The organism is Skermania piniformis (assembly GCF_019285775.1).
In the GTDB taxonomy this organism is placed as follows: Bacteria; Actinomycetota; Actinomycetes; order Mycobacteriales; family Mycobacteriaceae; genus Skermania; species Skermania pinensis.
Window position 1 is genome coordinate 2299600 of record NZ_CP079105.1, and the last position, 23994, is coordinate 2323593.

Here is a 23994-nt window from a genome sequence, read left to right on the forward strand (position 1 = left end):
TCCATCCTTCCACGCAATTCGGCCGAATCGGACATCGATCCGAAACCGGCGATCAGTCGGCGAACGCCTCGACCGGCGGACACGAGCAGACCAGATTCCGGTCGCCGTACGCGCCGTTGATCCGCCGGGTTCCCGGCCATACCTTCGCCCGGCCGGTACCGGGCTGCTTCTCGACCTGCGGGTAGGCGGCTTCGGCTCTGGTGTAGGGATGCGCCCACTCACGGGTCAGACACTCGGCCGTGTGCGGAGCGCCGCGCAACGGATTGTCGTCCACCGGCCACTCCCCCGCAGCAACTCGCTCGATCTCGCCGTGGATGGCGATCATCGCGTCGCAGAACTGGTCGATCTCGGCCAGGTCCTCGCTCTCGGTGGGCTCCACCATCAACGTGCCGGCCACCGGGAAGCTCATCGTCGGGGCGTGGAAACCGTAGTCGGCGAGCCGTTTTGCCACGTCGTCCACCGTGATACCGGTGCGCTTGGTGATCTCGCGCAGGTCCAGGATGCACTCGTGCGCGACCATCGCGTGCTCGCCCGTGTACAACACCGGGAAATAGTCGTCGAGCCGGCGGGCAATGTAGTTCGCCGAGGCGATGGCGGTGCCGGTCGCCCGACGTAACCCGTCCGCGCCCATCAGCCGGAGGTACGCCCAGGTGATCGGCAGGATCGAGGCCGAGCCGTATCGGGCCGCTGCCACCGCATGCGACTTCTGTTCCAACGGATCGCCCGGCAGATACGGCGCGAGATGGCTGCGTACCGCGACCGGGCCGACTCCCGGCCCACCGCCGCCGTGCGGAATGCAGAATGTCTTGTGCAGGTTCAGGTGGCTCACGTCGCCGCCGAACCGACCCGGCCGGGCCAATCCGACCAGCGCATTCAGGTTCGCCCCATCGACGTACACCTGTCCGCCGGCGTCGTGCACCAGCGCGCACAGCTCGGCGACCTCGTGTTCGTACACCCCGTGGGTGGACGGATAAGTGATCATGATTGCGGCCAGCCGGTCGGCATGATCGGCGATCTTCGCGCGCAGGTCGTCCAGGTCGATGTCGCCGTTGCGGCGGCAGCCGACCACCTCGACCCGGAAGCCGGCCAGGACGGCCGACGCCGCGTTGGTGCCGTGCGCACTGGACGGGATCAGACAGATGTCGCGATGCTCCTGCCCTTGATCCTGCTGAAATCGACGGATCGCAAGCAAGCCGGCGTACTCCCCCTGGCTACCTGCGTTGGGCTGCAGGCTGACCGCGTCGTAGCCGGTCAGCGCAGCAAGCCAACGCTCCAGATCGGCGATGATCCGAGCCATCCCCGGGGTGTCCGCGGCCGGCGCATAGGGGTGCAATCGGGCGAACTCCGGCCAGGTGATCGCCGCCATCTCCGCGGTCGCGTTCAGCTTCATCGTGCAGGAACCGAGCGGAATCATGCTGCGATCCAATGCGATGTCGCGATCGGCGAGGCGCCGCAGGTACCGCAGCATCGCAGTTTCGGTGCGGTATCGGGTGAAGGCCGGGTGGGTGAGGAACGCCGACGTGCGGTTGACGATTCCGGCGCAGACCGGCTCGGCGGCCGGCACGACACCGAATGCCGCGAGCACCGCCGCCACGTGCGCGCCGGTGGTGGCCTCGTCGCACGCCACCGCCACGTGGTCGGCATCGACCAGGCGCAGGTTGACCCCCCGCTCGCGCGCTGCGGCCAACACCTCGGCCGCCCGGCCGGGCACCCGCGCCAGGACGGTGTCGAAATACCGATCGTGCACCAGCGCATCCCCCAGCGCGGTCGCGATCGCCTCGGCATGTCCGTGCACCCGCCGGGCGATCGCGGTCAATCCGTCGGCGCCGTGGTAGGCGGCATACATGGCGGCGACGACCGCCAACAAGACCTGCGCAGTACAGATGTTGGAGGTGGCCTTCTCCCGTCGGATGTGCTGCTCCCGGGTCTGCAACGCCAGTCGATAGGCGGGATCGCCGTCCGCGTCGACCGACACCCCGACGATCCGGCCGGGCAACTGCCGGGCATGGCGACGCTGCACCGCCAGGTAGCCGGCGTGTGGCCCGCCGAAACCCATCGGCACGCCGAACCGTTGTGTCGTACCGAAGCAGGCGTCGGCGCCGTACTCGCCGGGCGGGGTGATGACGGTCGCCGCAAGCAGATCGAGCCCGACCGCGATCATCGCACCGCGCTCGTGCGCCGCGTCGATCAGCGCAGTCCAGTCGGTCACCCGGCCGGATGCGCCGGGGACCTGGGCGAGCACGCCGAAGAAGTCGCCGTCGGGCAATCCCGCTGCGAGGTCGGTCACGGCCAGATCGATACCCAACGCCTCGGCGCGGGTGGTCAACACCGCCAGGGTCTGCGGGAAAACATCGGCGTCGACGAGGAACCGGTTCGACCGGCTGCGCCCGGCCCGACGGAGCAGGCCCATCGCCTCGGCCGCCGCAGTGGCCTCGTCCAGCATCGACGAGTTCGCGGTATCCATCCCGGTCAAGTCGCACACCATGGTTTGGAAATTGAGCAGCGCCTCCAGCCGGCCCTGCGAAATCTCCGGCTGATAGGGGGTGTACGCGGTATACCAGGCCGGGTTCTCCAGAATGTTGCGGAGTAACACCGGCGGGGTCAGGGTGTCGTAGTAGCCGAGCCCGATCATCGAGGTCGCGACGGTGTTCGTGGCGGCCAGGGCGCGCAGCTCGTCGAGCACAGCGTGTTCGCTCACCGGCTCGGGCAGGACCTCCAGACCGGACCGGTCGGCGATCGCAGCCGGAACCACCCGGTCGGCGAGTTCGTCGAGAGTTGCGACCCCGATCAGGCGCAGGATCGTGGCGAGGTCGGTGGCATCCGGTCCGATGTGCCGGTCGGCGAAAGTAGAGTTCACGAGGTCTCCCGAGGGCAGGCTTGCGCTGGCCCTCTCCCTCTGTCGCGGCGCCTGAGAGATTCGGTCCCGTTCGACCTTTCCCCGTGGGCGGACGGACTCGGGTCCGCCACTTTCCAGAGGCGCCGGATGACCCGCACGGTCCTGGTGCCTGAGAGATCGACGGAGAGGTGCTGCTCCTTCGGCGTCCGGCCGCTGGTGTCGGCGCGGAACTCTCCCGTGTGGGGTGCGACGCGCGACCAGTCTAACCGGTCTTGCGGCTGACCCGGTTCTTCCGGCGGTAGGCCAGCTCGTCTTCCGGCCGCTCCTCCGTCGCGCCACCATCGGCCCGCTCGGCCGGGAACTGGGCAATCGTTCCGGTGAGCTCGCGCATCGCCCCGTTGACCGCGATCCCGAATACTCCCTGGCCGCCCTGCAGCAGGTCGACGACCTCTTCGGCCGATGTGCACTCGTACACCGTGGTGCCGTCGGAGAACAGGGTGATCTTCGCCAGATCCTGGACGCCCCGGTCGCGTAGGTGGTCCACGGCCACCCGGATGTTCTGCAACGAGATCCCCGCGTCGAGCAGCCGCTTGACGATTTTCAGGACCAGGATGTCCTTGAACGAGTACAGCCGCTGGCTACCCGAACCGGCAGCGCTCCGGATGGACGGCGCGACCAGTTCGGTGCGCGCCCAGTAGTCGAGCTGTCGGTAGGTGATGCCGGCGATCTGACAGGCCGTGGGCACCCGGTAACCGACCAGCTCGTCCGGCACGGTGTCGTCAGGAAACAACCCTGGCTGAACACTCGTGTCGAGCGGTTGGTCTCCCACTGACTGCTCCCTGTCTCTCCTGCAGTACCTGCTGAGGCTACTCCCCGATACAACGCCATCACCGGCCCGGCGGGCAATCCGACGCGCCCATCACCTACACCTCAACTCGAGGGTGAAACAGTTCCGTTACCCGTCGTTGGCCTTGAAGTCGTCAGCCGACACCGATTCCAGAAATTCCTTGAACTTTTCGACCTCGTCCTCGCGCTCGTCCGGCATCACCACACCGGCCTCTTGCAATATCCGCTCGTCGACGAAAATCGGCACCCCGATCCGTAGCGCGATCGCGACCGAATCGGACGGTCGCGCCGAGATCCGCAGGCTCTTGTCGAAGACCAGATCGGCGTAGAACGTGCCCTGCTGCAGGTCCACGATCCGGACCTCCAACAGCCGCCGCCCGAACGCCGTGATCAAGTTCTTGATCAGGTCGTGGGTGAGCGGCCGAGCCGACTCGACGCCACGCTGTTGCAACATGATGGCATTCGCCTCGGCCTCACCGATCCAGATCGGCAGATACCGCTCGCCGGTCGCTTCGCGCAGTAGCAGCACCGGACTGTTCGGTTGCTCCATCCTGATCCCGACCACTCGCATCTCGCTCATCGCCATCTGCCTCCAAGCGCCGCGCCCCTCGATGTCGAGTCTAGGGGAACCAGCGGAAGCGTCTACTCGATCACCGAGACCGTCTCGGTTCGGTGACCGAAAACGGACCCAGCAGGTGCGAGTGCACCCGCCGGTCAGCTGTCGAGTGCGCTCCGCACGGCGGCCGTGACCAGGCAGGCATGCAGCGTCACCGACAATGCGGCGAGTTCTCGGACCAGTTCGTCGGCGCGGTCTCGGGCACCCGCGTCACGCCCTTTTGCCACCGGTCCGGCGATCTGCGCGACAAGGCCGGCCTCACGGTCGGCGGCGAGCTTGAAAGCCCGCAGATGCCGCACCTCGAGCCCGAACTCGGCCATCGCCTTCGCGGTGACCGCCAGGGTCACCGCGGCCTGGTCGAAGAATCCGGCCCGACCCGGGACGATCAGGCCGGCCCGGACAAGTTCGGTCAGGAAGCCCTCGTCGATCCCGGACTGACGGAGCAGATCGGCCCGGCTGATCCGCACCTGCGGGCCGGGTCGAAATTCCTCCGGCGACACGGTGGTGGCCCGGCCGGGATCACCGGAAACCGCACCCGCCGGGCCGCCGACCACGCCGAGCCGACGGGGACCCCGACCGGCGTCCGGCGGGACGCCGCGCGCGGCAGCGTGGTCGATCGCGTCGAGCTGCTCCTTGATCACCTTCAGCGGTAGGTACTGGTCGCGCTGGGCGGTGAGCACGAACCGTAGCCGCTCACAATCGGCGGCGGAAAAGCGACGATAGCCCGCGGGGGTACGGTCCGGCCGGATCAGCCCCTCGGATTCGAGAAATCGGATCTTGGAGATCGTCACATCCGGGAAATCAGGTCGTAAGAGGTCGAGGACGGCGCCGATCGACATCCCTCCGCCAGCCCGCTGCCCGGCGGCGGTCATCAGCTGCCGGAACCCGCCGCAGCGTCGTCGGCAGACCGCGGTCCACTGAGGAAGACCAGCCGGAACTTGCCGATCTGCACCTCGTCACCGTTGGCCAGCACCGCGGAATCCACCGGCTCCCGATTCACGTAGGTGCCGTTCAGGCTGCCCACGTCGACCACCTGGAACTCGTCGACCTCGAGCCGGAACTCCGCATGCCGCCGACTCACGGTGACATCGTCGAGGAAGATGTCGCTGTCCGGATGCCGCCCCGCCGTCGTGATGGGTTGATCGAGCAGGAACCGCGAACCTGCATTCGGACCACGCTTGACCACGAGCAGCGCCGAGCCGAACGGCAGACCTTCGATGCCGGTGACCGGTATCGAGGCGGCAGGTGCGTCGCCGCCCGAGCGGGTCGGATCCACCTCGTTCAGGAAGTCGGCACGAAAGACCGATGTGGTCTCCGCGGGAGTCTCCTCGTAACCCGAATTCCTGTCGTTCTGACTCACCGTTTCTCCTCCTGAGTCCGATTGTTCCGTGCGGCTACATCAGTCGTCTCGGACCACACCCCGGGCCCATGCCATCTTTCGCCACGACCGTACCCTGCCGAGCCCGCCGTGTGCAGGTGGTCCACCGACGGACCGATCAGCCGGCGATCAGGGTGGCGTATGCCTGCGCGTCCAGCAAGCCGGCCAGCACCGCCGTGGCAGACTCCGAACCGGTCAGTTCCAGGTCCATCAGCCAGCCCTCGTCGTAGGGATCGGTGTTGACCAGCTCCGGATCGTCGGCCAGCTCCGAGTTCACCGCTACGATCCGGCCGGCCACCGGAGCATAGATATCACTGGCGACCTTGACCGACTCCACCTCACCGAGGACATCGCCGGCAGCGACCTCGGTCCCCTCGTCCTTCTGGTGGACGAAGACCACCTCGCCCAACTGCTGTTGGGCGTAATCGGTCAGCCCGACCCGGATGCGCTGGGGTCCGATCTCTCGCGCCCACTCGTGATCTTGGGTGTACCGCAAGTCCTCCGGCAGCTCACTCACCTGACGGTCCTTCCTCTTCGATATCCAGTACCCTAGATCGCTCGGTAATTATTCTGACCGTATCGGTTCCTGCCCGGCAACCGTACGGGCAACCCGGAAAGCTTTGGCTACGTACAGCATTCCGGTCCACAGGTAGAGCCCGGTACCCCAGATCAGGAAGGCTCCCCCGAAAGCCCGAGCGAAACCCGCGATCGCCCACTCGGTCTGCCCGGCCAACAGCCAGGGCAACGCCGCCATCAGCGCGAATGTCGCTGCTTTGCCCAGATAGATCACCTCCGGCGGCGGCAGGCCGCGCCGGCGATACACCCGCAGGGTCAGTGCCAAGATCGCGTCCCGGGCGATCAACGCCACGGCGACCCACCACGGGACGATTCCCCGGATCGCGAACGTGATCAGAGCGGTTACCAGATAGAGCCGATCCACCAACGGGTCGAGCAGCGCGCCCAACCGGGACATCTGGTCCAGCCACCGGGCGAGCTTGCCGTCCAGCCAATCGGTCGCACCGGACACGACGAGCAGCAGGAACGCCCACCCGTCCGCGTGCACTACCAGCATGAGATAGACGAAGACCGGCACTCCGAGCAGCCGCAGCAGGCTGAGCAGGTTCGGCACGGTGAGGACCCGGTCGGATTGCACACACCGTCCTTACCCCATCGCGCCCGGCACCACCAGCACCTACAGTTACGAAAGAGGCCGGTGTGGCGCGGTCATGCCCGCCGCCGGCGCCGGATGTGGACCAGGGGGCAGCCGAATGCTCGTAAGAATCCAGAACGCCAGCATGTCCAACGAGGAGCGACAGCTGGTCGACTGGCTACGCAGCTGGAACGGCGAATCCGATCCCCCTGGGGTCGCGGTGGTGAACTGCAACGTGCCGGGCGCGGACAAACTGCACCAGGTCGATGCGTTGGTCTGGACGCCGCAGGCCTGTGTGGTGGTCGAGGTGAAGGGGTTCGCCGACCGGCAGCACGGCGAGCTGACCCCCACACCGAACGGCCCCTGGCTGGTCGACGGGCAGCCGGCGGCGTTCACCTCGGCCCGGCGTAACCCGCTGCACGCCATGCGGGACGACATCGCGTCCGTCCACGCGGCGTTCACCCCCGCAACCGGCGACAAACGCGTGGCCGGACTGGTGTTCGTGGTGCCGGCGGACGGAGCGCAACTGCTGCTGTCCGAGACGCGGCTGCCCACCGATGTCGATGTGGTGCTCGGCGACCACGAGTACCGGGTGCGGCGATACTTCACCGATCTCACCGACGAGCCGGTGCAGTGGTCGGCCGACGACGTGGCCCGCGCGTTCCACGAGCTGCACCTGGACTCGATGCTGCCCACCGAGCAGGAGCTGGCAGAGCAGGATTTCGCCGGGCCGGTGACCTTCACCCGGCCGGCATTCCAGCCCGGCACCGCCGGCGAGGAGCCGTATCTCGAGCCGGGCTACGACGCTGCCGGCGAGCCGATCTACCGGCGGGAGTCGCCGCTCATGGCGTACAGCCCCTGGCGGCTGTATCCGCGGGACGCTCCGGGCAGCAAACTGGATCAGGCCGTGCTGCGAATCCTGCTGCTCGCCGGGATGATCATCGCCGTGCTATGGACGCTCTGGTTCCTGATCAGCGTCGCTACCTGGTGAAACGGGCTGCCGAACCGCTCTGCGGCGGTCGACTACGCTGCCAGGCATGCTCGCCGCCTACGCCGCCCGCTTGTCCGCCGACGACCCGCTGTCCGGGCTGGAGATCGGTGACCGACCCGAACCGGAAGCGCGCGACGGATGGTCGATCGTGCGGGTGCACTCCGCCGGGCTCAACCACCACGACCTGTGGTCGTTGCGTGGGGTCGGCCTGCCGGCCGACCGGTTGCCGATGATCCTGGGCTGTGATGCGGCCGGTACCGATGCCGACGGGAACGAGGTGATCGTCCACTCGGTGGTGTCTTCGCCCGGCTGGCGCGGCGACGAAACGTTGGACCCGCGGCGCTCGTTGCTGTCGGAGCTCCATCCGGGCACGCTCGCCGAGTACGTGGCGGTGCCGACCGCGAACCTGGTGCCGAAGCCGGCCGAGTTGTCGTGGTCGGCAGCGGCGTGCCTGTCCACGGCATGGCTGACCGCCTACCGGATGCTCTTCGTCAATGCGGGCGTCACCCCCGGCGCGACGGTGCTGGTCCAGGGAGCCGGTGGCGGGGTCGCAACGGCGCTGATCCAGCTGGGCGCCGCAGCCGGATACCGGATGTGGGTGACCGGCCGGGACGAGCAGAAACGCGCTCGCGCGCTGGCGCTCGGCGCGGACGCCGTGTTCGAGGCCGGCGAGCGGCTGCCCGCGCGGGTCGACGCGGTGATGGAGACGGTGGGGGCGGCGACCTGGTCGCATTCGATCAACTCGCTGCAGCCCGGCGGAACCGTCGTAATCAGCGGCGCAACCTCCGGCGACGCACCGGCGAAAGCCGAGCTGACCAAGGTGTTCTTCAAGCAGCTGCGGATCGTCGGCTCGACCATGGGCACCCGGGCCGAGCTGGCGCGGCTGACGGCATTGATGGCGGCCGAAGGCATCGAGCCGGTGATCGACTCCACCGTGCCGCTGGCCCGCGCGAACGAAGGCTTCGCCCGGATGCTGGACGGTGCCGTGTTCGGCAAGATCGTGGTCACCACCGCCATCGGCTGAGCCGATCAGGGGTTCGGCTGAGTCGACCAGGCCGATCAGGCGTTACCGGCCTGCCATTGCTCCCAGGGCACTTCCCAGTCGCCGTAGCGGTCCCAGACCGGTAGCCGGGGGCCGCCGGAGTTGCTGATCTCCACCACGTCACCGATGCCGAAGTGGTCGAACATCCACTGGGCGTTGTCCGGCGCCAGGTTCACACAGCCGTGCGAGACGTTCGCATTGCCTTGCTCACCCACCGACCACGGCGCGGAGTGGACGAACTCGCCGTCGTAGGAGATCCGCAGGTTGAGAAACACTTCCTCGCGGTAGTAGTTGGGGTCGCCCTTGCACACGCCGTAGGTGCACGAATCCATGATCACGCTGTGCGCGCGCTCCGAGATGACGTGCGGCCCCTCGTGCGACGGGTTGCCGGGCGAACCCAGGCTCATCGGCATCGAGTTCACCTGCGCACCGTTGTGGAACACGGTCAGCACCTTGGTGGCTCCGTCCGCCTTCGCGATCCACGAGTCGTGCACGGTGTAGTCGGCGGCGTTGTTCTCCGCGCCGAACACTCCGTTGCCCAGGTCGAGCCCGAACACGTTCGCCTCGATGTGCAGCTTGGTTCCCGGCTTCCAGTACTCCGGGCCCCGGTAGTGCACGTTCATGTCGTCGGTCCAGTACCACGCGCCGGGCTGCGGCGGGTCGCTGGTGATCACCAGATGCTTCTGCACCTCGGCCTTGTTCACCACCGGCTTGGTGAACTCGAACACCATCGGCTGACCTACGCCGATCCCGACGTCGGCGACGAAGTTCGGCGCGGGCACCACGTTGGCGTAGGCGAGGGTCGGGTTGATCGTGTCGACGGTGAAGGTTTGGTCGGTGACCCGCAAGGCGAGATCCACCGCCTGCGCGGTGACGGTGTACTCGGTGTCGAACGCGAGCGGCTGGTTCGAGGTCCAGGTTTTCGAGTCCGGGGCGAACCCACCGGTCAGCGGCTTGCCGGCCGGGTCGGTGACCGCCACCTTGTCCAACGTGCCGCCGGATACCTGCACCACGATCGGCTCGGTCGGATTGATCGGCTGTGCGGTTGCCGGCACCGTGATCGTGACCGGTTCCGGCGGCGGCGCCGCCAGCGGTGCGTCGGGGGCGTCGGACCCCGAGCAACCTGTGATCAGGACGAGCATGCCGACGGTACTGAGCAGAAACAAGCGTAATCGCATCGTCGGCCATGGTAGGCGATGGCGACCGGCCCGCTCGGCCGGCGCAAGCGGCGGTAGCGTCGCGCCCATGGTCTCGTGTAACGAGTACGGCCAGCCGGTCGGCGTCCCGGTGGCCTGGTCCGGCCCGGCCGGCACACCGGCCACGACACACCACGGTCGATGGGTCGAATTACGCCTTCTGACGACGGGGTTCGCCACCGATATCACCGGCACGCTCAGCCCCTACCCGCGGCTGTGGACCTACCTGCCGACGCCGGCACCGGGCGATCCCGCGGCAGCCGCGGCGGGGATCGACATGCTGACCGGCACCGCCGACGCCGTCGGCTACGCCATCCTCGACCGGGCGACCGGGCAGTTCGCCGGACAGGTCGCCTACCTGCGGATTCAGCCGGCCATCGGGTCGATCGAGGTCGGCTGGATCTGCTACGCGCCGTGGTTTCAGCGCACCCGCGGCGCAACCGAGACGCAGTACCTACTGATGCGGCACGCGTTCGAACTCGGCTACCGCCGCTACGAGTGGAAATGCGACGCCCTCAACCAGCCATCTCGCGCCGCCGCAGCTCGACTCGGGTTCGTCGAGGAGGGCACCTGGCGCAACGCGATGATCGTCAAGGGCCGCAACCGCGACACCACCTGGTTCTCGATCACCGACGCCGAGTGGCCGGCGGTTCGGGCGGCGCTGGAGACCTGGCTGGACGAGAGAAACTTCACCACCGACGGTGCGCAACGCCGGTCGCTGGGCACGATCCGGGTCGGGTCGTGAGCGGTCCGACGATCGACCTGAACAGCGATCTCGGCGAGGGTTTCGGGATCTGGCGGCTCGGCGACGACGACGCCTTGCTGCAGATCGTGACCAGCGCGAACGTCGCCTGCGGTTTCCACGCCGGCGACCCGGATACGTTACGTCGGGTCTGCACGACGGCCGCCGAACGAGGCGTGACGATCGGCGCGCAGGTGAGCTATCGGGATCTGGCCGGGTTCGGCCGCCGAGCGATCGACGTACCGGCGGACACGTTGGCGAACGAGGTCGTCTACCAGATCGCCGCGTTGGCCGGGTTCGCTCGGGTGGCCGGTACCCAGGTCCGCTACGTCAAACCGCACGGGGCGTTGTATCACCGGGTCGGCAGCGACGAGACACAAGCCGCGGCTGTGGTGGCCGCGGTGCGCGCCTACGATCCCGGGCTCGCCGTGCTCGGCCTGCCCGGATCGGCGTGGCTGCGGCTGGCCGCCGACGCCGGGCTGACCACGGTGGCGGAGGCGTTCGCCGATCGCGGCTACACCCCGGCCGGCACTCTGGTGCCCCGCGGCCGGCCGGGGGCGCTGATCACCGATCCGGCCGAAGTCGCCGAACGGGTGCTGCGGATCGCCACCACGGGCCTGGTCCGGGCGGTGGACGGCAGCGACGTCGCGGTGCCGGCCCGGTCGGTGTGTGTACACGGCGACTCCCCCGGCGCGGTCGAGCTGGCCCGGGAGATTCGGACGGCGGTCCTCGACCGTGGACTGGAGTTGCGGGCGTTCGCGTGAGCGGGCTGACGATCCGACCGGCCGGGGATCGGGCGCTGCTGGTCGAGCCGAACGAGCCGGCGGCGCTCGACGCGCTGGTGGATGCGCTCCACGCCACCGACCTACCCGGCGTGGGGTACCTACTGCCGGCCGCGGCGACCGTCCTGATCACCCTCACCCCCGACGCCGACCCTGTCGCCGTGACATCCGCCCTGCATACGTTGCAACTCACCGCCACCGAATCGGCACCGACCAGCACCGACGCCGACGTCTTGATCGTGCCGGTGCGCTACGACGGCGCCGACCTGGCCGTTGTCGCGAACCTGCTCGGCGTCGACCCGACGACGGTGATCGCCCGGCACACCGGCACGATCTGGCGCTGCCGGTTCGTCGGGTTCACCGCCGGCTTCGGCTATCTCACCGCGCCGGACGCCGAGCTCACCGTCCCGCGCCGGGCGCAGTCCCGCACCGCGGTACCGGCGGGCGCGGTCGCCCTCGCCGACGGCTACAGCGCGGTCTATCCGCGGCGCTCCCCCGGCGGCTGGCAACTGATCGGCCACACGGACCTGGCGATGTGGGACCTGACCCGGCCCCGGCCGGCGTTGCTCACTCCGGGCCACCGGGTCCGGTTCGCGGCGGTCGAACGGTGACCGCCCCCGCCGGCCGAACCACACTGCGCGTGCTCGCGCCCGGACCGCAGGCAACCGTGCAGGATCTCGGCCGGCCCGGCTGGTTCGCTACCGGCGTCGGCGTGTCCGGCGCGGCCGATTCGCTGTCGCTGCTGCGGGCCAACCGGCTGGTCGGCAATCCGGATTCGGCGGCCGGGATCGAATGTCTGCTGGGCGGGCTGGAGCTGTCGGTGCCGGCCCCGGTGGTGGTCGCGATCACCGGCGCGCCCGCACCGATCACCATCGACGACGAACCGGTCCGTCCCGGCGTCGCCGTGCCGGTGCCGGCCGGGGCACAGCTGCGGCTCGGCGTCGCGACCGCAGGCCTACGGGTATACCTCGGGGTACGCGGCGGGGTGGCGGTGCCGCCGGTGCTCGGCTCCCGCAGCCGCGACACGCTGGCCGGCCTCGGCCCGGAACCGCTGGTCGCCGGCGACGAGCTACCGGTCGGGCCGCTGCCCGCCACGACGCCGCGACCGGTACCGCCACCGCTGCCGATCAGCGGCGACCCGGTCGCGGTACGCGCGTTGCCGGGCCCACGGGACGACTGGTTCGCCCGGCCGACCGACCTGTTCGCCGGGCATTGGCTGGTCAGCGACCGGCTGGACCGGGTGGGGATCCGGCTGGATCGCCCCGGCGACGCGCCACCGCTGCGGCACCGCGCTCGGCGCGAGCTGCCTGCCGAGGGAATTCCGTTGGGCGCCATTCAAATTCCGCCCAGTGGTGAACCGGTCGTGTTCCTGGCCGATCACCCGATCACCGGCGGCTACCCGGTGATCGCGGTCGTGTTGTCCGCCGACATTCCGGTGCTCGCCCAGCTGCGGCCCGGCCAGCAGCTGCGGTTCGAGCCGCCCGGTGGCCGGACCCGGCCGGTCGGGCCACTCCGGTTCGGCGGCGGCGCGACCGACGACGACGTCACCGCGATCCTCGCCGCGTTCGCCTATTCGTCGGCGGCCGCGGCGACCCCGGCTCGGCGGCCGTAGAAGCTGCCGTCACCCAGCGACGCCCCGCTGGCGTAGCCACCGGTGCAGATGCCGGCGGTGCACCGGCCCGCGGCGTACAGCCCGGGGATCGGTGTGCCCGCCGCGTCGAGGACCCGGCCGTCCAGGTCGGTACGTAACCCGCCCAACGGGAATCCGGCGGTGAAGCCGCGCATGTCGTAGCCGGCGAGCGGCGAGCCGATCGGGGTCAGCCATTCCGGCTTCTTGCCCTGCACCGGGTCGACCCCGGCCGCGGCGTTCTCGTTGTATTCGGCGACCGTGCGCTGCAATGCACCCTCGGCCAGCCCCATCGCCGACTCCAGTTCGGCGACGGTCTCGGCGACCCAGGTGGGCTGCTGCCGGAAGAACGGGGTGGAGGTCTCCGTCTTCGCCGCGGCCTCGTGCCCGTCGTCGTCGATGATCAGAAACGCCTGGTTGTCCTGCTCCAGCAGGGTGGCCTGACCGATCCGGCCCGGGTAGGTGTCCTCGGCGATGTAGCGCTGCCCGGCACCGTTGACCAGGATGCCCCGGGCCAGCAGCTGCGGGTCGCCGAAGAAGGCGACTTCGCTGGCGGCCATCGCGTCCAGCTGCCCGCCGACGCCCTGGCCGACCCGGATGCCGATGCCGTCGTGCTCCTCGATCGCCGCCGCCGGACGGCCGACCAGCTGCGGTGCGTACTGCGCCACCATGTCCTGGTTGTAGGCGAAGCTACCCGTCCCGAGCACCACCCCGCGTCGGGCCCGGTAGGTTACCTCGGCGCCGTAGCGGCGAGCCGCGACGCCGACCACCCGACCGGTGCCGTCGGTGATCAACCGCTGCAACCGGGTGTCGTATTCGGCTCGCACACCCAGCTTTTCGGCGGTCTCGACCAGCGGCTTCATCAGCATGTAGCCGCCGCCCTGCTCGCCGGTGCGCTTGTTCGCCATCTGCGGGACGTGCCCGCGCGGCGCCGGCGGCACCAGCGCGTTGAACGGCGCGGCGTTCTCCCCGCCGGAATACATCAGACCTTCGTCGTGCGGCGGTTCCCACCCGGGCTCGCCCCAGAAGGCGTCCTTGAACACCACCCCCGCCTCGACCAGCCAGCGATGATGCTCGGTGCTGCCCTGGCAGTAGTCGGCGATCTTGGCCTGGTCCGCAGTCGGCCCGATCGCGGCGATCAGGAACGCCGCCATATTCTCCACGGTGTCGTCGAAGCCGAGCGCGCGCTGGGTGTCGGTGCCGCCGCCCAGGTAGATGAAGCCGCCGGCCAGCGCTGCCGCACCGCCCCACCCGCCGGTGCGTTCCAGCACCAGCACATCGGCCCCGGCCCGAGCGGCTTCGATCGCCGCGCACACCCCGGCGATGCCGTAGCCGATGACGACGACGTCCGCCTCGCCGGCCCATTCGGTGATCTCGGCGGCCGGCTGCGGCGCGACCGCGCTCGCGTCGTTCATGCTCGCTTGTTCTTCCGCTCGGCGGCGATGACGCTGCCGACCATGCTGTCCAGCTTCGCCCCGGACGCCCAGCCGACGTAGTGGGTGAGGAACAAGGCGATCTCGCGCAGCTGGTCCTCGGTCAGTTCCTCGTTGCGCAACGCCGAACCGATCTGGATTTCGGCTACATCGAACAGTCCCTGGGCAGTGAGCGCGCCGATCAGCAGCAGTCGCCGGTCCCGCACGGTCAGGCCCGGCCGGGACCAGATGTCGGCGAACAGGTGGTCGGCCGTGGCGGCGAAGAACGCGCCCGGCCCGTCGGCGAAGTCCCAGCCGTAGACCTCGCTCATCTTCGCCAGCCCGCGCTGCCGGCGCTCTTCGGCAGTTTCGGTTCCGGTCTCGTTGTCGCTCATGCTTCCTGCCTCTCGATACCGGTGGGCACACCCAGCCCATCGGCGAACCGGGTCAACGCGAGTTCGGCCAGCGGCAGCGGTACGTCCAGCCGCGCGCCCAGCTCGGTCGCCAACGTCAGATCCTTCTCCCCCAGGTCTCGCACATGGCCCAGGACCGAATACCACGGATCGTCCGGCGGGATCGGAGCGGTGGTGTCGCGCAACATGATCGAGCCGGGGCCGCCGGTTATCGCATCGGAATGCCGGACCACCGTGCCCAGCTCGGTGATGTCGAGCCCGGACGCCTCGGCCAGCCGCTGCGCCTCGGTCGCCGCGGTGAACGCGACGAAGTGCAACAGATTGCGCGCCAGCTTCATCCGGGTGCCGGCGCCGACCGGGCCGGCGTGCACGATCAGGTCGGCGAAGCAGCCGAACGGTTCCCGGATCCGCTCGATCGCGGCCGGGGTGCCGCCGGCCATCACCGCGAGTGTGCCCTGCTTGGCCGCACCGGCGCCGCCGCTGACCGGGGCATCGACGAACTCGACGCCGCGTTCGGCGCAGACCGCGGCCAGCCGTTCGGCGGTCCGGTCGCCGATCGTGGAGTGCACCGCGATCACCGTTCCCGGGGTAGCGGTGGCGAGGATGCCGCGCGGGCCGGTGACCACGTCGGTGACCTGGGCGTCGTCCAGCACGGTCACGCAGATCACAGCGGTCTCGGCGGCCAGCTCGGCCGGGTCGGCCGCGGCGCGGGCACCGTGCTCGACGAACTTGTCGGTCGCGCCGGGCCGGATGTCGCACACGGTGAGTCCGCCGCGCCAGGAGGTCAGGCCGCGCGCCATCGGCTTACCCATGTTGCCCAGGCCGATGAAACCGACCCGATCGACCGCTCGCTCGGTCGCCCCGTTCTCGCTCACCGGATGATCTGTCCGCCGTCGACCGCGAGGATCTGCCCGGTCACCCAGGCGGCGTCGTCGGAGAGCAGGTAGAGGCAGGCGCCGACCAGGTCGTCCGGGGTGCCCATCCGCTTGATCGGGATCCGCTTGACCATGTCCTTGACGATGCTGCCGGGGGTGACGGTCTGGGTGGCCTCGGTGTCGATCGGGCCGGGGGCGATCGCGTTGATCCGGATGTTCGAGCCGCCCAGCTCGGTGGCCAATTGCTGGGTGAGGCCGTTGATCCCGACCTTGGCCAGGCCGTAGAAGCCGGAGTACAGCCATGCCGCGGTGGAGGATTGGTTCACGATCGAGCCGCCGCCGGCCGCGACCATCGGCTGCCACACCGCGCGGGTCAGGTTCAGTGCGCCGTCCAGGTTCACCCCCATGAATTTCTTGTAGTAGTCCCAGGGGACGGTGAGCAGCAGGTCCAGCTTCATCTCGCCGTAGATCGCGGCGTTGTTCACCAGGTGGTTGATCGTGCCGAATTCGGCGACGGTGGCGGCGACCACCACGGTAGCTCCTTCGGCGGCAAGCGCTTTCGCGTAGGCCTCGCCGATGCCCTGCGCGGCCCCGGTCACGATCGCGACCCGATCGGTGAATCTGCTCATTTGATGTCTGCTCCTGCTGTGTCTGGTCGAATCAGGCCGGGTAGGCGACCAATTTGGTCTCCAGGTACTCCTCGAAGCCGGCGACGCCCATCTCGCGGCCGATGCCGGACTGTTTGTAGCCGCCGAACGGCGCGTCGGCGTGGTACCACAGCCCGCCGTTCACGCCGAGCGTGCCGGTGCGCACTCCCGCGACCACCCGCTCGATCCGGTCGGGGTCGGTGCCCCAAACCGCGCCGGACAGCCCGTACGGCGATTCGTTGGCCAGCCGGATCGCGTCGGCGTCCCCGTCGTGCGGGATGATCACCAGCACCGGCCCGAAGATTTCTTCCTGGGCGATCGTGGCGGTGTTGGCGACGCCGCCGATCAGCGTCGGTTCGACGAAGAAGCCACGCTCCCGATCGGTCGGGCGGCCCCCACCGATCAGGATGTCGGCGCCGTCCGCCCGGGCGCCGGCGAGGTAGCCCTCCACCCGGTCCCGCTGCCGCGCCGAAATCAGTGGACCGCAGATCGTTCCGGGGTTGTTCGGGTCACCGGGCGGTAGGGCGCCCAGGGTCGCGCGGGCGGCGGCAACGGCGTCGTCGTACCGTGCCCGCGGCACAAGCAGGCGGGTGGTCAGCGCGCAACCCTGCCCGGCGTGCACGACGACGGAGAACGCGGTGAAGCTGACCGCGGCGCCGAGGTCGGCGTCGTCGAGCACGACGGCGGCGGATTTTCCGCCGAGTTCCAGGAAGGTCCGCTTGATCGTCGGCGCCCCGCCGGCCATCACCGACCGCCCGGTCGCGGTGGAGCCGGTAAAGGTGATCATGTCGACCCGCGGGTCGCCGACCAGTTGGGCGCCGAGCGAGTGGTCGTCGGAGGTGACGAAGTTGAGCACCCCGGCCGGGATGTCGGTGTGCTCGGTGATCAGCGGGCCGAGCGTGGCGGCGCACCACGGGGTGTCCGGGGCGGGTTTGAGCACAACGGTGTTGCCGGCGGCCAGCGCGGGCCCGAGCTTGGCCAGGTTGATCTGGTGCGGAAAGTTCCACGGCGTGATCGCCCCGACCACACCCACCGCTTCGCGGCGAAGTTCTCGACGGCTGGTGATCCCCATCTGGGTGGCGGTGCCGAGATCGGTGGACCAGGTGTAGCTCTCGGCCAAATCGGCAGCGAAGGTCAGATCGCCGACCGGGCCTTCCAACTGCGGCCCGCTGGTCAGCATCCGCGGCGCGCCGACCTCGGCGATGGTGATCTCACGGAGTTCTTCGACGTGGGCTTGCATCGCGTCGCGCAGCTGGCGGATGCAGCGGGCGCGCAAGGCCGGGTCGCGGGACCACCCGGTCTCATCGAACGCCCGCCGGGCGGCGGCGATCGCGGCATCCATATCGGCCGGCGAGGCGTTGGCCGCCTGCCCGAGGGTTTCCTCGGTCGCCGGATCGATCGTCGGGAACACCCCGGCCGACCCGGGCACCAACTTCCCGTCGATCAGCAGCGCCGTTCCGCCGTCGGGGATCAGGCCGTTCATCCGCACGCTCCGAATACCTGTCTGGACAGGTGTACAGACCATAGTTCGCCAGGCTGGGGCGGCGCAAGCACTTGGCACGGAGGCGGGATTGTGGTCAGCCCGCAGCACGCCCTGGCGTGTCGTACTACCTCAGTAGTATCCTCGGCATGTACGAATGGTGGCCAGGCGCAAGAGCTCAGCTGCAGAAGGCTGGAGTCGAGACATGGGAAGTAATCGACGTCGTGTACTCGGAGCGACGATGGCCCCGGCCGGTCCGCACTCCGGAAGGGGCGCCCGGGCTGAGCGTATGGGGACGCACCGGAGAGGGGCGACCACTAGTCGTGCTATTGCGTCGGCTGCACCAACCAGGAGCAGCTGACATCTGGCAGATTGTCCTGGCCGTACCGATGGGACCACGCCAGCTGAAAGAGTTCACCGCATGGGAGGCGAACCGATGACCAATCCGGACCTCGGCGAGGACCCGCAGGCCTACGTCGATTCGCTCACTTACACGGACGATGACCCGCCGGCTCTGCCACCGACCGCGACGGAGCTCGAGCAGAGCATGGTGGCGACCTCGCTGAAGTGGAGCCCCGAGATGCGTCGCCGGGTTCGGGACGTCTCCGCGGCATACGGGATCACGCCGTCGATGCTGATCCGTCAATACATCGAGCAGGGCCTGGCCGCCGAACAGCCCGACCGCATGATCTCGCTCAGCGACGCTTTTCGCGCGCTGTCGAATCTGCGGCCAACCGGCTGATCCCAGAGGCTGTATCCCACATGGGAGGCCCGGAGCGCACGTTCGCGTTTGCTGCGATCGCTCGGTAGGTTTCGACTACCAGATTGCGGCGTTCGAGGAATGGGACAACCGGTGAGCGACAACGAATTCCACGATCAGGCGGCCGCCGAGGAAATGGCCGCCGCGTTTCGGGCCGGACAGGTCGTCTATGGCGAAGCCGTTGACGCGGACGAAGTCCTACCCAGCGCCGACAGACTGCCCGCCGATCCCGATGACCTACTGGTGCCGACGACCATTCGGTTGACGGTAGGACAACGGCGCCGAGCACAGGCGATCGCCGAGGAGCGCGGTATCGACATGACCACCCTGATCCGCGGCTGGGTCGCCGAAGGACTTGCCGAGATCGACAACGACCGCCGCGTCTCGCTCGCCGACGTCCGCCGCGCGATCGCCAGCCTCCCTACCGGAGCTTGAGCCGCCTCCCCTGTCGTCTATCGGACGATCCAGCTCGGGAATCGTCGCGTCGCCCGCTTCTCCGGCCGATCGTAGTCACCTGACCTCCAGCTACCACCGTCTCCCCAGGCGTTGAGCAGAACTCCGACCCAACGCCCGTCGGCATCGATCAGCGAATGTTCTTCGGCATCACCGCGACAGAGCGCCTCCACAAGCCTCAGTGCGGGGACCGGCCGACTGGCGCCCTCGGCGACGTAGTCGGTGACAATGGTGAAACACCAGCCGGTTTCGATGCGGGCGGCCTCGTCGTCGAACCGGGTGACGGCGATCCTGCCCGACTGGTCACCTGGCGGAAGCGCGCGTGCCGTCAACAGCACCAGAGACTCGTGGACAAAGGTATCGGCGTTGTACTTCACCGCCAGGTCGCACAGTGCTACAACGAACGCGTCCCAGCCTCCCTGTTCCCTCATCCTCTCGTCACTCCTTGTCAGTTACAGGGATTGGCGACGGTACCCGAGTACTGCCAGGCCATCGATCCGGAGGGACGTCCGCCGTATACGCCGCTGCCGCTTGCCGCCGTTCGGCACTCCCCGCGTTCACACCTGAACTGGACTGCCCGGTATGTCGCTCGTTCGCCTCGGGCGCGGGATACGGAGTCGCATCGGGGCCGGAAACAATTGCCCACTCGCCGCCCTGCCTTCGCTCGATCCGCACGACGATCTCCAGCGTGCCGAGGGCCTGTACACCTCGCATATCGCGGAGTGCGTAGATCGGCGTGCAGGAGAATGGAGAACAGGTTTCGTGACGAACTCCAGAAGCGTCGTTGTCAGCGGCGGGGGTTCCGGAATGGGACGCGCCATTGCCGAAGCGTTTGCTGCTGCCGGCGACAGCGTTCTGATCCTCGGCAGGCGCGCCGACAAACTCGCCGAGGTTGCCAGTTCCACCGGCGGACGTCACGTAGCTTGCGACCTTTCGAACGCCGAGGACGGCGCGGCCGCCGCGGAGTCCTTCGACAAGATCGAGGTGCTCGTCAACTGTGCCGGTGGCAGGTCGTGCCGCAAAGGCCGCGACCTGGGAACCATCCGCCAGCGGTGGACCGACGACTTCGAGACCAACGTGCTGACCGTGGTGCTGCTCACCGAGGCGGCATTCCCGCACTTCGCGCCGGGCGCCCGGCTTATCACGATCGGTTCGATTGCCGCGTGGCGTGGTAACGACTCGTACGGCGCGGTCAAGGCGGCGCTGCATGGATGGAACCATGGGGTAGTACCGCGGATGGCGGCAATCGGCGGTACCTCGAACGTCGTGGTTCCGGGATTTGTCTCCGGCACAGAGTTTTTCGACGTCGAACTCACTGAGAACGACCTGGCCCGGCGGGCTGGTGAGTCGCTATTCGGGCGCGTCGGGCAAGTCGACGACATCGTCGGGATGGTCACCTACCTCGCCTCGCCGGCGGCCAATTTCGTGACTGGCCAGATCCTGGGGGTCAACGGTGGCGGGAAAATCTTTCCAGGGCAGTGTTTTTCAACTCCGCATGCAGCGTCGGCATGTCGCCTTGACGGTGAACACGTAGTCGCCGCCACCGGCGGCGATCAGGGCGGCGGTGTCGGTCCGGGCGTGGCGGGCGTCCATCGTCACCACCACGCCCGCGAGGGTTACAACGCGAGCAACGCTCCCCCCGAGAACGCCGAGTCGTGGCACTCGATCGCTTCCGGTACCGCACCTGGCGGGATGTCGAACGTCACGGTCGCCTCGATACCTAGACCGGGGTTGATGTCCTCCAGCCAATTCTCATCGCTGATAGAGGTGGTCGCGTCGTATTTATTGCCGCTGACAATCAGATGTTGGTTGGAGGCGTGGAAGGTTCGGGCGTCGTCACCGATATTCGTCACCCGCAAACGGACGACGAAGAACTCGCCTTTAGCCTCATCCGGGTTGAACAAGCCCTCTTTCGTGGCCGATCGATCCACGCCGAGAACCTGGAACTCGAACTTGCCGTCGCGGACGGTGGTCCCTGCGGGAGCAACCGTCTCGGCCGCCGGCTTCACCGCCGCCGCCGTGGAAGACTCCCCCTTGCTGGACACGGTCTCCGCCGCGAGAGTCGAATTGGACTTGGCATCGGTGTTATCCGCACCGTCGACAACGGATCCCAAAGCGATCAATCCGAGGATCGTCGCTCCGAGTCCTAACCCAATCTTCATTCCACCGGACATGCCCTGTTTCTGTGGCCGGCCAGCGACCGGAACCGGCGCAGCGAGGGGGCATAGTGCTGGGTCCACACCCTGCCGTCGAAGTAGCGCTGCCGTCGCGGGTCTGCTGGATCGGGATACCAGCCCGCTGCACTCATTCTGTTGGTCCTCCATATTCGCATCTCTCGCAGAGAGGCCCGCAAACCTGCTCGGGACCGTATCACCCACCGTCGAGCCCCACCCACGGCGACCGCACGACATCTGTTCTACGACGAGCACCGCGTTGCCCCATCCCCGCACCAGTGATACTGTCCAGACACATGTCCAGCTATGTGTCTCCACGCTGCACGGCGCGCGGGCATCGACTGCGCGGGAACACCCGGAATGCGAGGTATGCGGGATGACTTCGACCTCCTTGGAGCCGTTCACGTTCGACCCCTACGACTACGGGTTCCATGACGACCCGTACCCGGTCTACGCCCGACTGCGCGCCGAGGCGCCGCTCTACCACAACCCCGAGATCGGCTTCTGGGCGTTGTCCCGGCACGCTGATGTGATCGCCGGGTTCAAGGACAACGCGCGGCTGTCGAACGCGAACGGGGTCTCGCTCGACCCGGCGGCCTGGGGCCCGCACGCGCACCGCACCATGTCGTTCCTGGCGATGGACGATCCCGGGCACCTGCGGCTGCGCCGACTCGTGTTCAAAGGGTTCACCCCGCGCCGGGTCACCGAGATGACCGACCGGATCCGCGAAATCACCCTGGACTACCTCGGACCCGCGCTGGAACGGGGCAGCTTCGATTGGATCGACGAGCTCGCCGGCAAACTCCCGATGGACGTGATCTCCGAGCTGATGGGCGTCCCGCCGGCCGACCGCACCGAGATCCGCCGGCTGGCCGACCTTCTCGTGCACCGCGAAGACGGCGTGCTCGACGTGCCGCCCGCCGCGATCGATGCCGCGATCAAGCTGTTCACCTACTACACCGAATTGGTCGCCGGACGCCGCCGGTCCCCCGGCGACGACCTCACCTCCGCGCTGGTCGGGGCCGAGGTGGACGGTGACCGGCTGACCGACGAGGAGATCATCGGCTTCCTCTTCCTCATGGTGGTCGCGGGCAACGAAACCACCACCAAGCTGCTCGGCAATGCGCTGTACTGGGCGGGCCGCAACCCGGCCGAGTACGCCAAGGTCGTGGCCGAGCCCGAACTGGTGCCGGACTGGGTGGAGGAGACCTTGCGTTACGACACCTCCAGCCAGATCCTCGCCCGCAGTGCGACCACCGACATCGAGATGTACGGCGCCACCATCCCGGCCGAGTCCAAGGTGTTGCTGCTGGCCGGCTCGGCCAACCGGGACGCCGCGGTGTTCGACGACCCCGACAGCTACCGGATCGACCGGGTGAACCAGGGCAACCTGGCCAGCTTCGGCGCCGGCGTGCACTTCTGCCTGGGCGCGCACCTGGCGCGGCTGGAGGCCACGATCGCGCTGCGCGAGTTCGTCGACAGGGTCCGCGGATACCAGCTCGCCGATACCGGTATCGAACGCGTGCATTCGACGAACGTGCGCGGCTTCGCCAAACTGCCGATCACCGTGGAGGTCCGCTGATGCCCCGATTCGCCCCGCAACCCGACCGCCGCCCGGCACTGATCGCCGGCGCCTCCTCCGGGATCGGCGCGGCCACTGCCGAACTGCTCGCCGAACTCGGTTACCCGGTCGCCCTCGGCGCCCGCCGGGTCGAACAATGCGCCGCACTGGCCGAGAAGATCGTCGCCGATGGTGGCGAGGCCGTCGCGCACCGGCTGGACGTGACCGACACCGACTCGGTGAACGCGTTCGTCACCGCCGCCGAGGCCGACCTGGGCCCGACCGAGATCGTCGTCTCCGGTGCCGGCGACGTCGTCTTCTCGCTGGTGCACGAGATGACCCCGGAGGACTACGCCCGCCAGGTCGACGTGCACCTGCTCGGCGTGCACCGGCTGCTGTATCGGGTGTTGCCCGGCATGCTGGAGCGGCAACGCGGCGACTTCGTGATGATCAGCTCGGACACCGCGCCCACGCCCCGACCGCGGATGGGCGCCTACCCGGCGGCGAAGGCGGCGGTCGAGGTGCTGGCCCGCCAACTCTGGATGGAACTCGAGGGCACCGGGGTGCGCGCGTCGCTGGTCCGGCCCGGCCCGACCAAGACCGCGATGGGCACCGACGCCCCGTCCGAGGTGATCGAACCGCTGATCAACGACTGGGTGACCTGGGGGTTTGCCCGGCATTCGGAGATGCTGAAACCGGTCAATCTGGCGTCCGCGGTCGCGGCGGTGGTGTCCGCCCCCCGCGGTGCACACATCCAACTCACCGAGGTGCAGCCGGAAGCCCGGGTGCGCTCGGCCGATCCCGGGAGCCCGGCGTGAGGATCGTCGTCGACCGCGACCTGTGCCAGGGCCACGGGGAATGCCAGGCCGAGGCGCCGCACGTGTTCACCCTGCCCAAACACGGCACCGTCGAGGTCCTCGACGAACACCCCGGCGACGCCGAACGCGCCGCCGTGCACGAGGCCGTGCGGTACTGCCCGACCGGCGCCATCTCCGTCACCGACGACTGACAGG

The 23994-nt window shown here is 68.6% G+C and carries 27 protein-coding genes, 1 pseudogene and 1 riboswitch; of the genes and pseudogenes, 12 read left to right on the top strand and 16 right to left on the bottom strand.

Annotated features, from left to right (window positions below; translation table 11 throughout):
- Positions 1-52: 52 nt before the first annotated feature.
- The 7 genes from gcvP to KV203_RS10695 form a co-directional block, all read right to left on the bottom strand.
- Positions 53-2857: an aminomethyl-transferring glycine dehydrogenase gene (gcvP, locus tag KV203_RS10665; RefSeq protein WP_066473870.1), complete on the bottom strand. Its 2805-nt coding sequence runs from the start codon at positions 2855-2857 to the stop codon at positions 53-55.
- Positions 2858-2983: 126 nt separating this feature from the next.
- A riboswitch (glycine riboswitch) is annotated at positions 2984-3084 on the bottom strand.
- A 14-nt stretch (positions 3085-3098) separates the two neighbouring features.
- Positions 3099-3665 (bottom strand): MerR family transcriptional regulator, encoded by a 567-nt coding sequence (locus KV203_RS10670; RefSeq protein ID WP_066473867.1) that lies wholly within the window; start codon positions 3663-3665, stop codon positions 3099-3101.
- Between the two features lie 126 nt (positions 3666-3791).
- Positions 3792-4262, bottom strand: coding sequence for a bifunctional nuclease family protein (locus tag KV203_RS10675; RefSeq protein WP_066473898.1), 471 nt, complete (start codon positions 4260-4262; stop codon positions 3792-3794).
- Positions 4263-4396: 134 nt separating this feature from the next.
- Positions 4397-5170: a transcriptional regulator FtsR gene (gene ftsR / locus KV203_RS10680; RefSeq protein ID WP_066473865.1), complete on the bottom strand. Its 774-nt coding sequence runs from the start codon at positions 5168-5170 to the stop codon at positions 4397-4399.
- The gene (gene garA / locus KV203_RS10685; RefSeq protein WP_066473863.1) at positions 5170-5658 is read right to left on the bottom strand and encodes a glycogen accumulation regulator GarA; all 489 of its coding nucleotides are present in this window, start codon (positions 5656-5658) and stop codon (positions 5170-5172) included. The genes ftsR and garA overlap by 1 nt, the downstream gene beginning before the upstream one ends.
- Before the next feature lie 136 nt (positions 5659-5794).
- Complete coding sequence (gcvH, locus tag KV203_RS10690; RefSeq protein ID WP_066473861.1) at positions 5795-6193, bottom strand: glycine cleavage system protein GcvH; 399 nt, start codon at positions 6191-6193, stop codon at positions 5795-5797.
- Between the two features lie 48 nt (positions 6194-6241).
- Positions 6242-6829: a CDP-alcohol phosphatidyltransferase family protein gene (locus KV203_RS10695; protein ID WP_066473858.1), complete on the bottom strand. Its 588-nt coding sequence runs from the start codon at positions 6827-6829 to the stop codon at positions 6242-6244.
- 115 nt (positions 6830-6944) lie between these two features.
- Here KV203_RS10695 and KV203_RS10700 point away from each other — a divergent pair, with 115 nt between their 5' ends.
- Both KV203_RS10700 and KV203_RS10705 read left to right on the top strand, forming a co-directional pair.
- Complete coding sequence (locus tag KV203_RS10700; RefSeq protein WP_169797546.1) at positions 6945-7817, top strand: nuclease-related domain-containing protein; 873 nt, start codon at positions 6945-6947, stop codon at positions 7815-7817.
- A gap of 46 nt (positions 7818-7863) precedes the next feature.
- On the top strand, positions 7864-8841 hold the full coding sequence (locus tag KV203_RS10705; RefSeq protein WP_066473854.1) for a zinc-binding dehydrogenase: 978 nt from the start codon (positions 7864-7866) through the stop codon (positions 8839-8841).
- Between the two features lie 35 nt (positions 8842-8876).
- Here KV203_RS10705 and KV203_RS10710 read toward each other — a convergent pair whose 3' ends face one another.
- Positions 8877-10037 carry a L,D-transpeptidase gene (locus KV203_RS10710; protein ID WP_066473897.1) on the bottom strand — a complete coding sequence of 387 codons (1161 nt, stop codon included), beginning with the start codon at positions 10035-10037 and terminating at the stop codon, positions 8877-8879.
- A gap of 67 nt (positions 10038-10104) precedes the next feature.
- Here KV203_RS10710 and KV203_RS10715 point away from each other — a divergent pair, with 67 nt between their 5' ends.
- Genes KV203_RS10715 through KV203_RS10730 form a run of 4 tightly spaced genes read left to right on the top strand, consistent with a single transcriptional unit; the run spans position 10105 to position 13191 of the window.
- Complete coding sequence (locus KV203_RS10715) at positions 10105-10800, top strand: GNAT family N-acetyltransferase (RefSeq protein WP_066473852.1); 696 nt, start codon at positions 10105-10107, stop codon at positions 10798-10800.
- Positions 10797-11561 (top strand): LamB/YcsF family protein, encoded by a 765-nt coding sequence (locus KV203_RS10720; RefSeq protein ID WP_066473850.1) that lies wholly within the window; start codon positions 10797-10799, stop codon positions 11559-11561. The genes KV203_RS10715 and KV203_RS10720 overlap by 4 nt, the downstream gene beginning before the upstream one ends.
- A complete protein-coding gene (locus tag KV203_RS10725; RefSeq protein WP_373279254.1) occupies positions 11558-12190 on the top strand; it encodes a 5-oxoprolinase subunit B family protein in 633 nt (210 codons plus the stop codon). The genes KV203_RS10720 and KV203_RS10725 overlap by 4 nt, the downstream gene beginning before the upstream one ends.
- A complete protein-coding gene (locus KV203_RS10730) occupies positions 12187-13191 on the top strand; it encodes a 5-oxoprolinase subunit C family protein (protein ID WP_246600115.1) in 1005 nt (334 codons plus the stop codon). The genes KV203_RS10725 and KV203_RS10730 overlap by 4 nt, the downstream gene beginning before the upstream one ends.
- Here the strand turns inward: KV203_RS10730 and KV203_RS10735 are convergent.
- The 5 genes from KV203_RS10735 to KV203_RS10755 are packed head-to-tail and all read right to left on the bottom strand — an operon-like array spanning position 13149 to position 18036.
- The gene (locus KV203_RS10735; RefSeq protein ID WP_066473847.1) at positions 13149-14621 is read right to left on the bottom strand and encodes an FAD-dependent oxidoreductase; all 1473 of its coding nucleotides are present in this window, start codon (positions 14619-14621) and stop codon (positions 13149-13151) included. The two genes, KV203_RS10730 and KV203_RS10735, sit on opposite strands and share 43 nt — an antisense overlap.
- Positions 14618-15013, bottom strand: coding sequence for a carboxymuconolactone decarboxylase family protein (locus tag KV203_RS10740; protein WP_066473844.1), 396 nt, complete (start codon positions 15011-15013; stop codon positions 14618-14620). Before KV203_RS10740 ends, KV203_RS10735 begins: the two co-directional genes overlap by 4 nt.
- Positions 15010-15843 (bottom strand): NAD(P)-dependent oxidoreductase, encoded by an 834-nt coding sequence (locus KV203_RS10745; RefSeq protein WP_066473895.1) that lies wholly within the window; start codon positions 15841-15843, stop codon positions 15010-15012. Before KV203_RS10745 ends, KV203_RS10740 begins: the two co-directional genes overlap by 4 nt.
- A 59-nt stretch (positions 15844-15902) precedes the next feature.
- Positions 15903-16535, bottom strand: coding sequence for an SDR family oxidoreductase (locus tag KV203_RS10750; RefSeq protein WP_066473842.1), 633 nt, complete (start codon positions 16533-16535; stop codon positions 15903-15905).
- A gap of 31 nt (positions 16536-16566) precedes the next feature.
- Positions 16567-18036, bottom strand: a complete 1470-nt coding sequence (locus KV203_RS10755; protein ID WP_066473840.1) for an aldehyde dehydrogenase — start codon at positions 18034-18036, stop codon at positions 16567-16569.
- 433 nt (positions 18037-18469) lie between these two features.
- Here KV203_RS10755 and KV203_RS10760 point away from each other — a divergent pair, with 433 nt between their 5' ends.
- Positions 18470-18775 (top strand): helix-turn-helix domain-containing protein, encoded by a 306-nt coding sequence (locus KV203_RS10760; protein ID WP_157079932.1) that lies wholly within the window; start codon positions 18470-18472, stop codon positions 18773-18775.
- A gap of 111 nt (positions 18776-18886) precedes the next feature.
- Positions 18887-19228, top strand: a complete 342-nt coding sequence (locus tag KV203_RS10765; protein ID WP_157079931.1) for a hypothetical protein — start codon at positions 18887-18889, stop codon at positions 19226-19228.
- 17 nt (positions 19229-19245) lie between these two features.
- On the opposite strand, the gene KV203_RS10770 is transcribed toward KV203_RS10765, so the two are convergent.
- The gene (locus KV203_RS10770; RefSeq protein ID WP_066473831.1) at positions 19246-19623 is read right to left on the bottom strand and encodes a hypothetical protein; all 378 of its coding nucleotides are present in this window, start codon (positions 19621-19623) and stop codon (positions 19246-19248) included.
- A 430-nt stretch (positions 19624-20053) separates the two neighbouring features.
- On the opposite strand from KV203_RS10770, the pseudogene KV203_RS20075 reads away from it, so the two are divergent.
- A pseudogene (locus KV203_RS20075) lies at positions 20054-20644 on the top strand (SDR family NAD(P)-dependent oxidoreductase); the annotation flags it as partial.
- Positions 20645-20862: 218 nt separating this feature from the next.
- On the opposite strand, the gene KV203_RS10780 reads toward KV203_RS20075, so the two are convergent.
- Entirely contained in the window at positions 20863-21420 is a 558-nt protein-coding gene (locus KV203_RS10780) for a DUF4352 domain-containing protein (protein ID WP_246600117.1), read from the bottom strand.
- Positions 21405-21578 (bottom strand): DUF2510 domain-containing protein, encoded by a 174-nt coding sequence (locus KV203_RS10785; protein ID WP_083530289.1) that lies wholly within the window; start codon positions 21576-21578, stop codon positions 21405-21407. The genes KV203_RS10780 and KV203_RS10785 overlap by 16 nt, the downstream gene beginning before the upstream one ends.
- Before the next feature lie 218 nt (positions 21579-21796).
- On the opposite strand from KV203_RS10785, the gene KV203_RS10790 reads away from it, so the two are divergent.
- The 3 genes from KV203_RS10790 to KV203_RS10800 are packed head-to-tail and all read left to right on the top strand — an operon-like array spanning position 21797 to position 23990.
- Positions 21797-23002, top strand: coding sequence for a cytochrome P450 (locus KV203_RS10790; protein ID WP_066473826.1), 1206 nt, complete (start codon positions 21797-21799; stop codon positions 23000-23002).
- Positions 23002-23799 carry an SDR family oxidoreductase gene (locus tag KV203_RS10795; protein ID WP_066473823.1) on the top strand — a complete coding sequence of 266 codons (798 nt, stop codon included), beginning with the start codon at positions 23002-23004 and terminating at the stop codon, positions 23797-23799. Before KV203_RS10790 ends, KV203_RS10795 begins: the two co-directional genes overlap by 1 nt.
- A complete protein-coding gene (locus KV203_RS10800) occupies positions 23796-23990 on the top strand; it encodes a ferredoxin (RefSeq protein ID WP_066473820.1) in 195 nt (64 codons plus the stop codon). The genes KV203_RS10795 and KV203_RS10800 overlap by 4 nt, the downstream gene beginning before the upstream one ends.
- Positions 23991-23994 lie beyond the last annotated feature (4 nt).

What these genes read in the sequence shown, in the direction of transcription:
- KV203_RS10735 (WP_066473847.1), bottom strand. Translation starts at nt 14,621, where the DNA reads ATGAACGACGCGAGCGCGGTCGCGCCGCAGCCGGCCGCCGAGATCACC.
- KV203_RS10705 (WP_066473854.1), top strand. Translation starts at nt 7,864, where the DNA reads ATGCTCGCCGCCTACGCCGCCCGCTTGTCCGCCGACGACCCGCTGTCC.
- KV203_RS10750 (WP_066473842.1), bottom strand. Translation starts at nt 16,535, where the DNA reads ATGAGCAGATTCACCGATCGGGTCGCGATCGTGACCGGGGCCGCGCAG.
- KV203_RS10760 (WP_157079932.1), top strand. Translation starts at nt 18,470, where the DNA reads ATGACCAATCCGGACCTCGGCGAGGACCCGCAGGCCTACGTCGATTCG.
- KV203_RS10795 (WP_066473823.1), top strand. Translation starts at nt 23,002, where the DNA reads ATGCCCCGATTCGCCCCGCAACCCGACCGCCGCCCGGCACTGATCGCC.
- KV203_RS10675 (WP_066473898.1), bottom strand. Translation starts at nt 4,262, where the DNA reads ATGAGCGAGATGCGAGTGGTCGGGATCAGGATGGAGCAACCGAACAGT.
- KV203_RS10740 (WP_066473844.1), bottom strand. Translation starts at nt 15,013, where the DNA reads ATGAGCGACAACGAGACCGGAACCGAAACTGCCGAAGAGCGCCGGCAG.
- KV203_RS10715 (WP_066473852.1), top strand. Translation starts at nt 10,105, where the DNA reads ATGGTCTCGTGTAACGAGTACGGCCAGCCGGTCGGCGTCCCGGTGGCC.
- KV203_RS10745 (WP_066473895.1), bottom strand. Translation starts at nt 15,843, where the DNA reads ATGGGTAAGCCGATGGCGCGCGGCCTGACCTCCTGGCGCGGCGGACTC.
- KV203_RS10755 (WP_066473840.1), bottom strand. Translation starts at nt 18,036, where the DNA reads ATGAACGGCCTGATCCCCGACGGCGGAACGGCGCTGCTGATCGACGGG.
- KV203_RS10710 (WP_066473897.1), bottom strand. Translation starts at nt 10,037, where the DNA reads ATGCGATTACGCTTGTTTCTGCTCAGTACCGTCGGCATGCTCGTCCTG.
- ftsR (WP_066473865.1), bottom strand. Translation starts at nt 5,170, where the DNA reads ATGACCGCCGCCGGGCAGCGGGCTGGCGGAGGGATGTCGATCGGCGCC.
- KV203_RS10700 (WP_169797546.1), top strand. Translation starts at nt 6,945, where the DNA reads ATGCTCGTAAGAATCCAGAACGCCAGCATGTCCAACGAGGAGCGACAG.
- KV203_RS10790 (WP_066473826.1), top strand. Translation starts at nt 21,797, where the DNA reads ATGACTTCGACCTCCTTGGAGCCGTTCACGTTCGACCCCTACGACTAC.
- KV203_RS10780 (WP_246600117.1), bottom strand. Translation starts at nt 21,420, where the DNA reads ATGTCCGGTGGAATGAAGATTGGGTTAGGACTCGGAGCGACGATCCTC.
- KV203_RS10785 (WP_083530289.1), bottom strand. Translation starts at nt 21,578, where the DNA reads ATGCGAATATGGAGGACCAACAGAATGAGTGCAGCGGGCTGGTATCCC.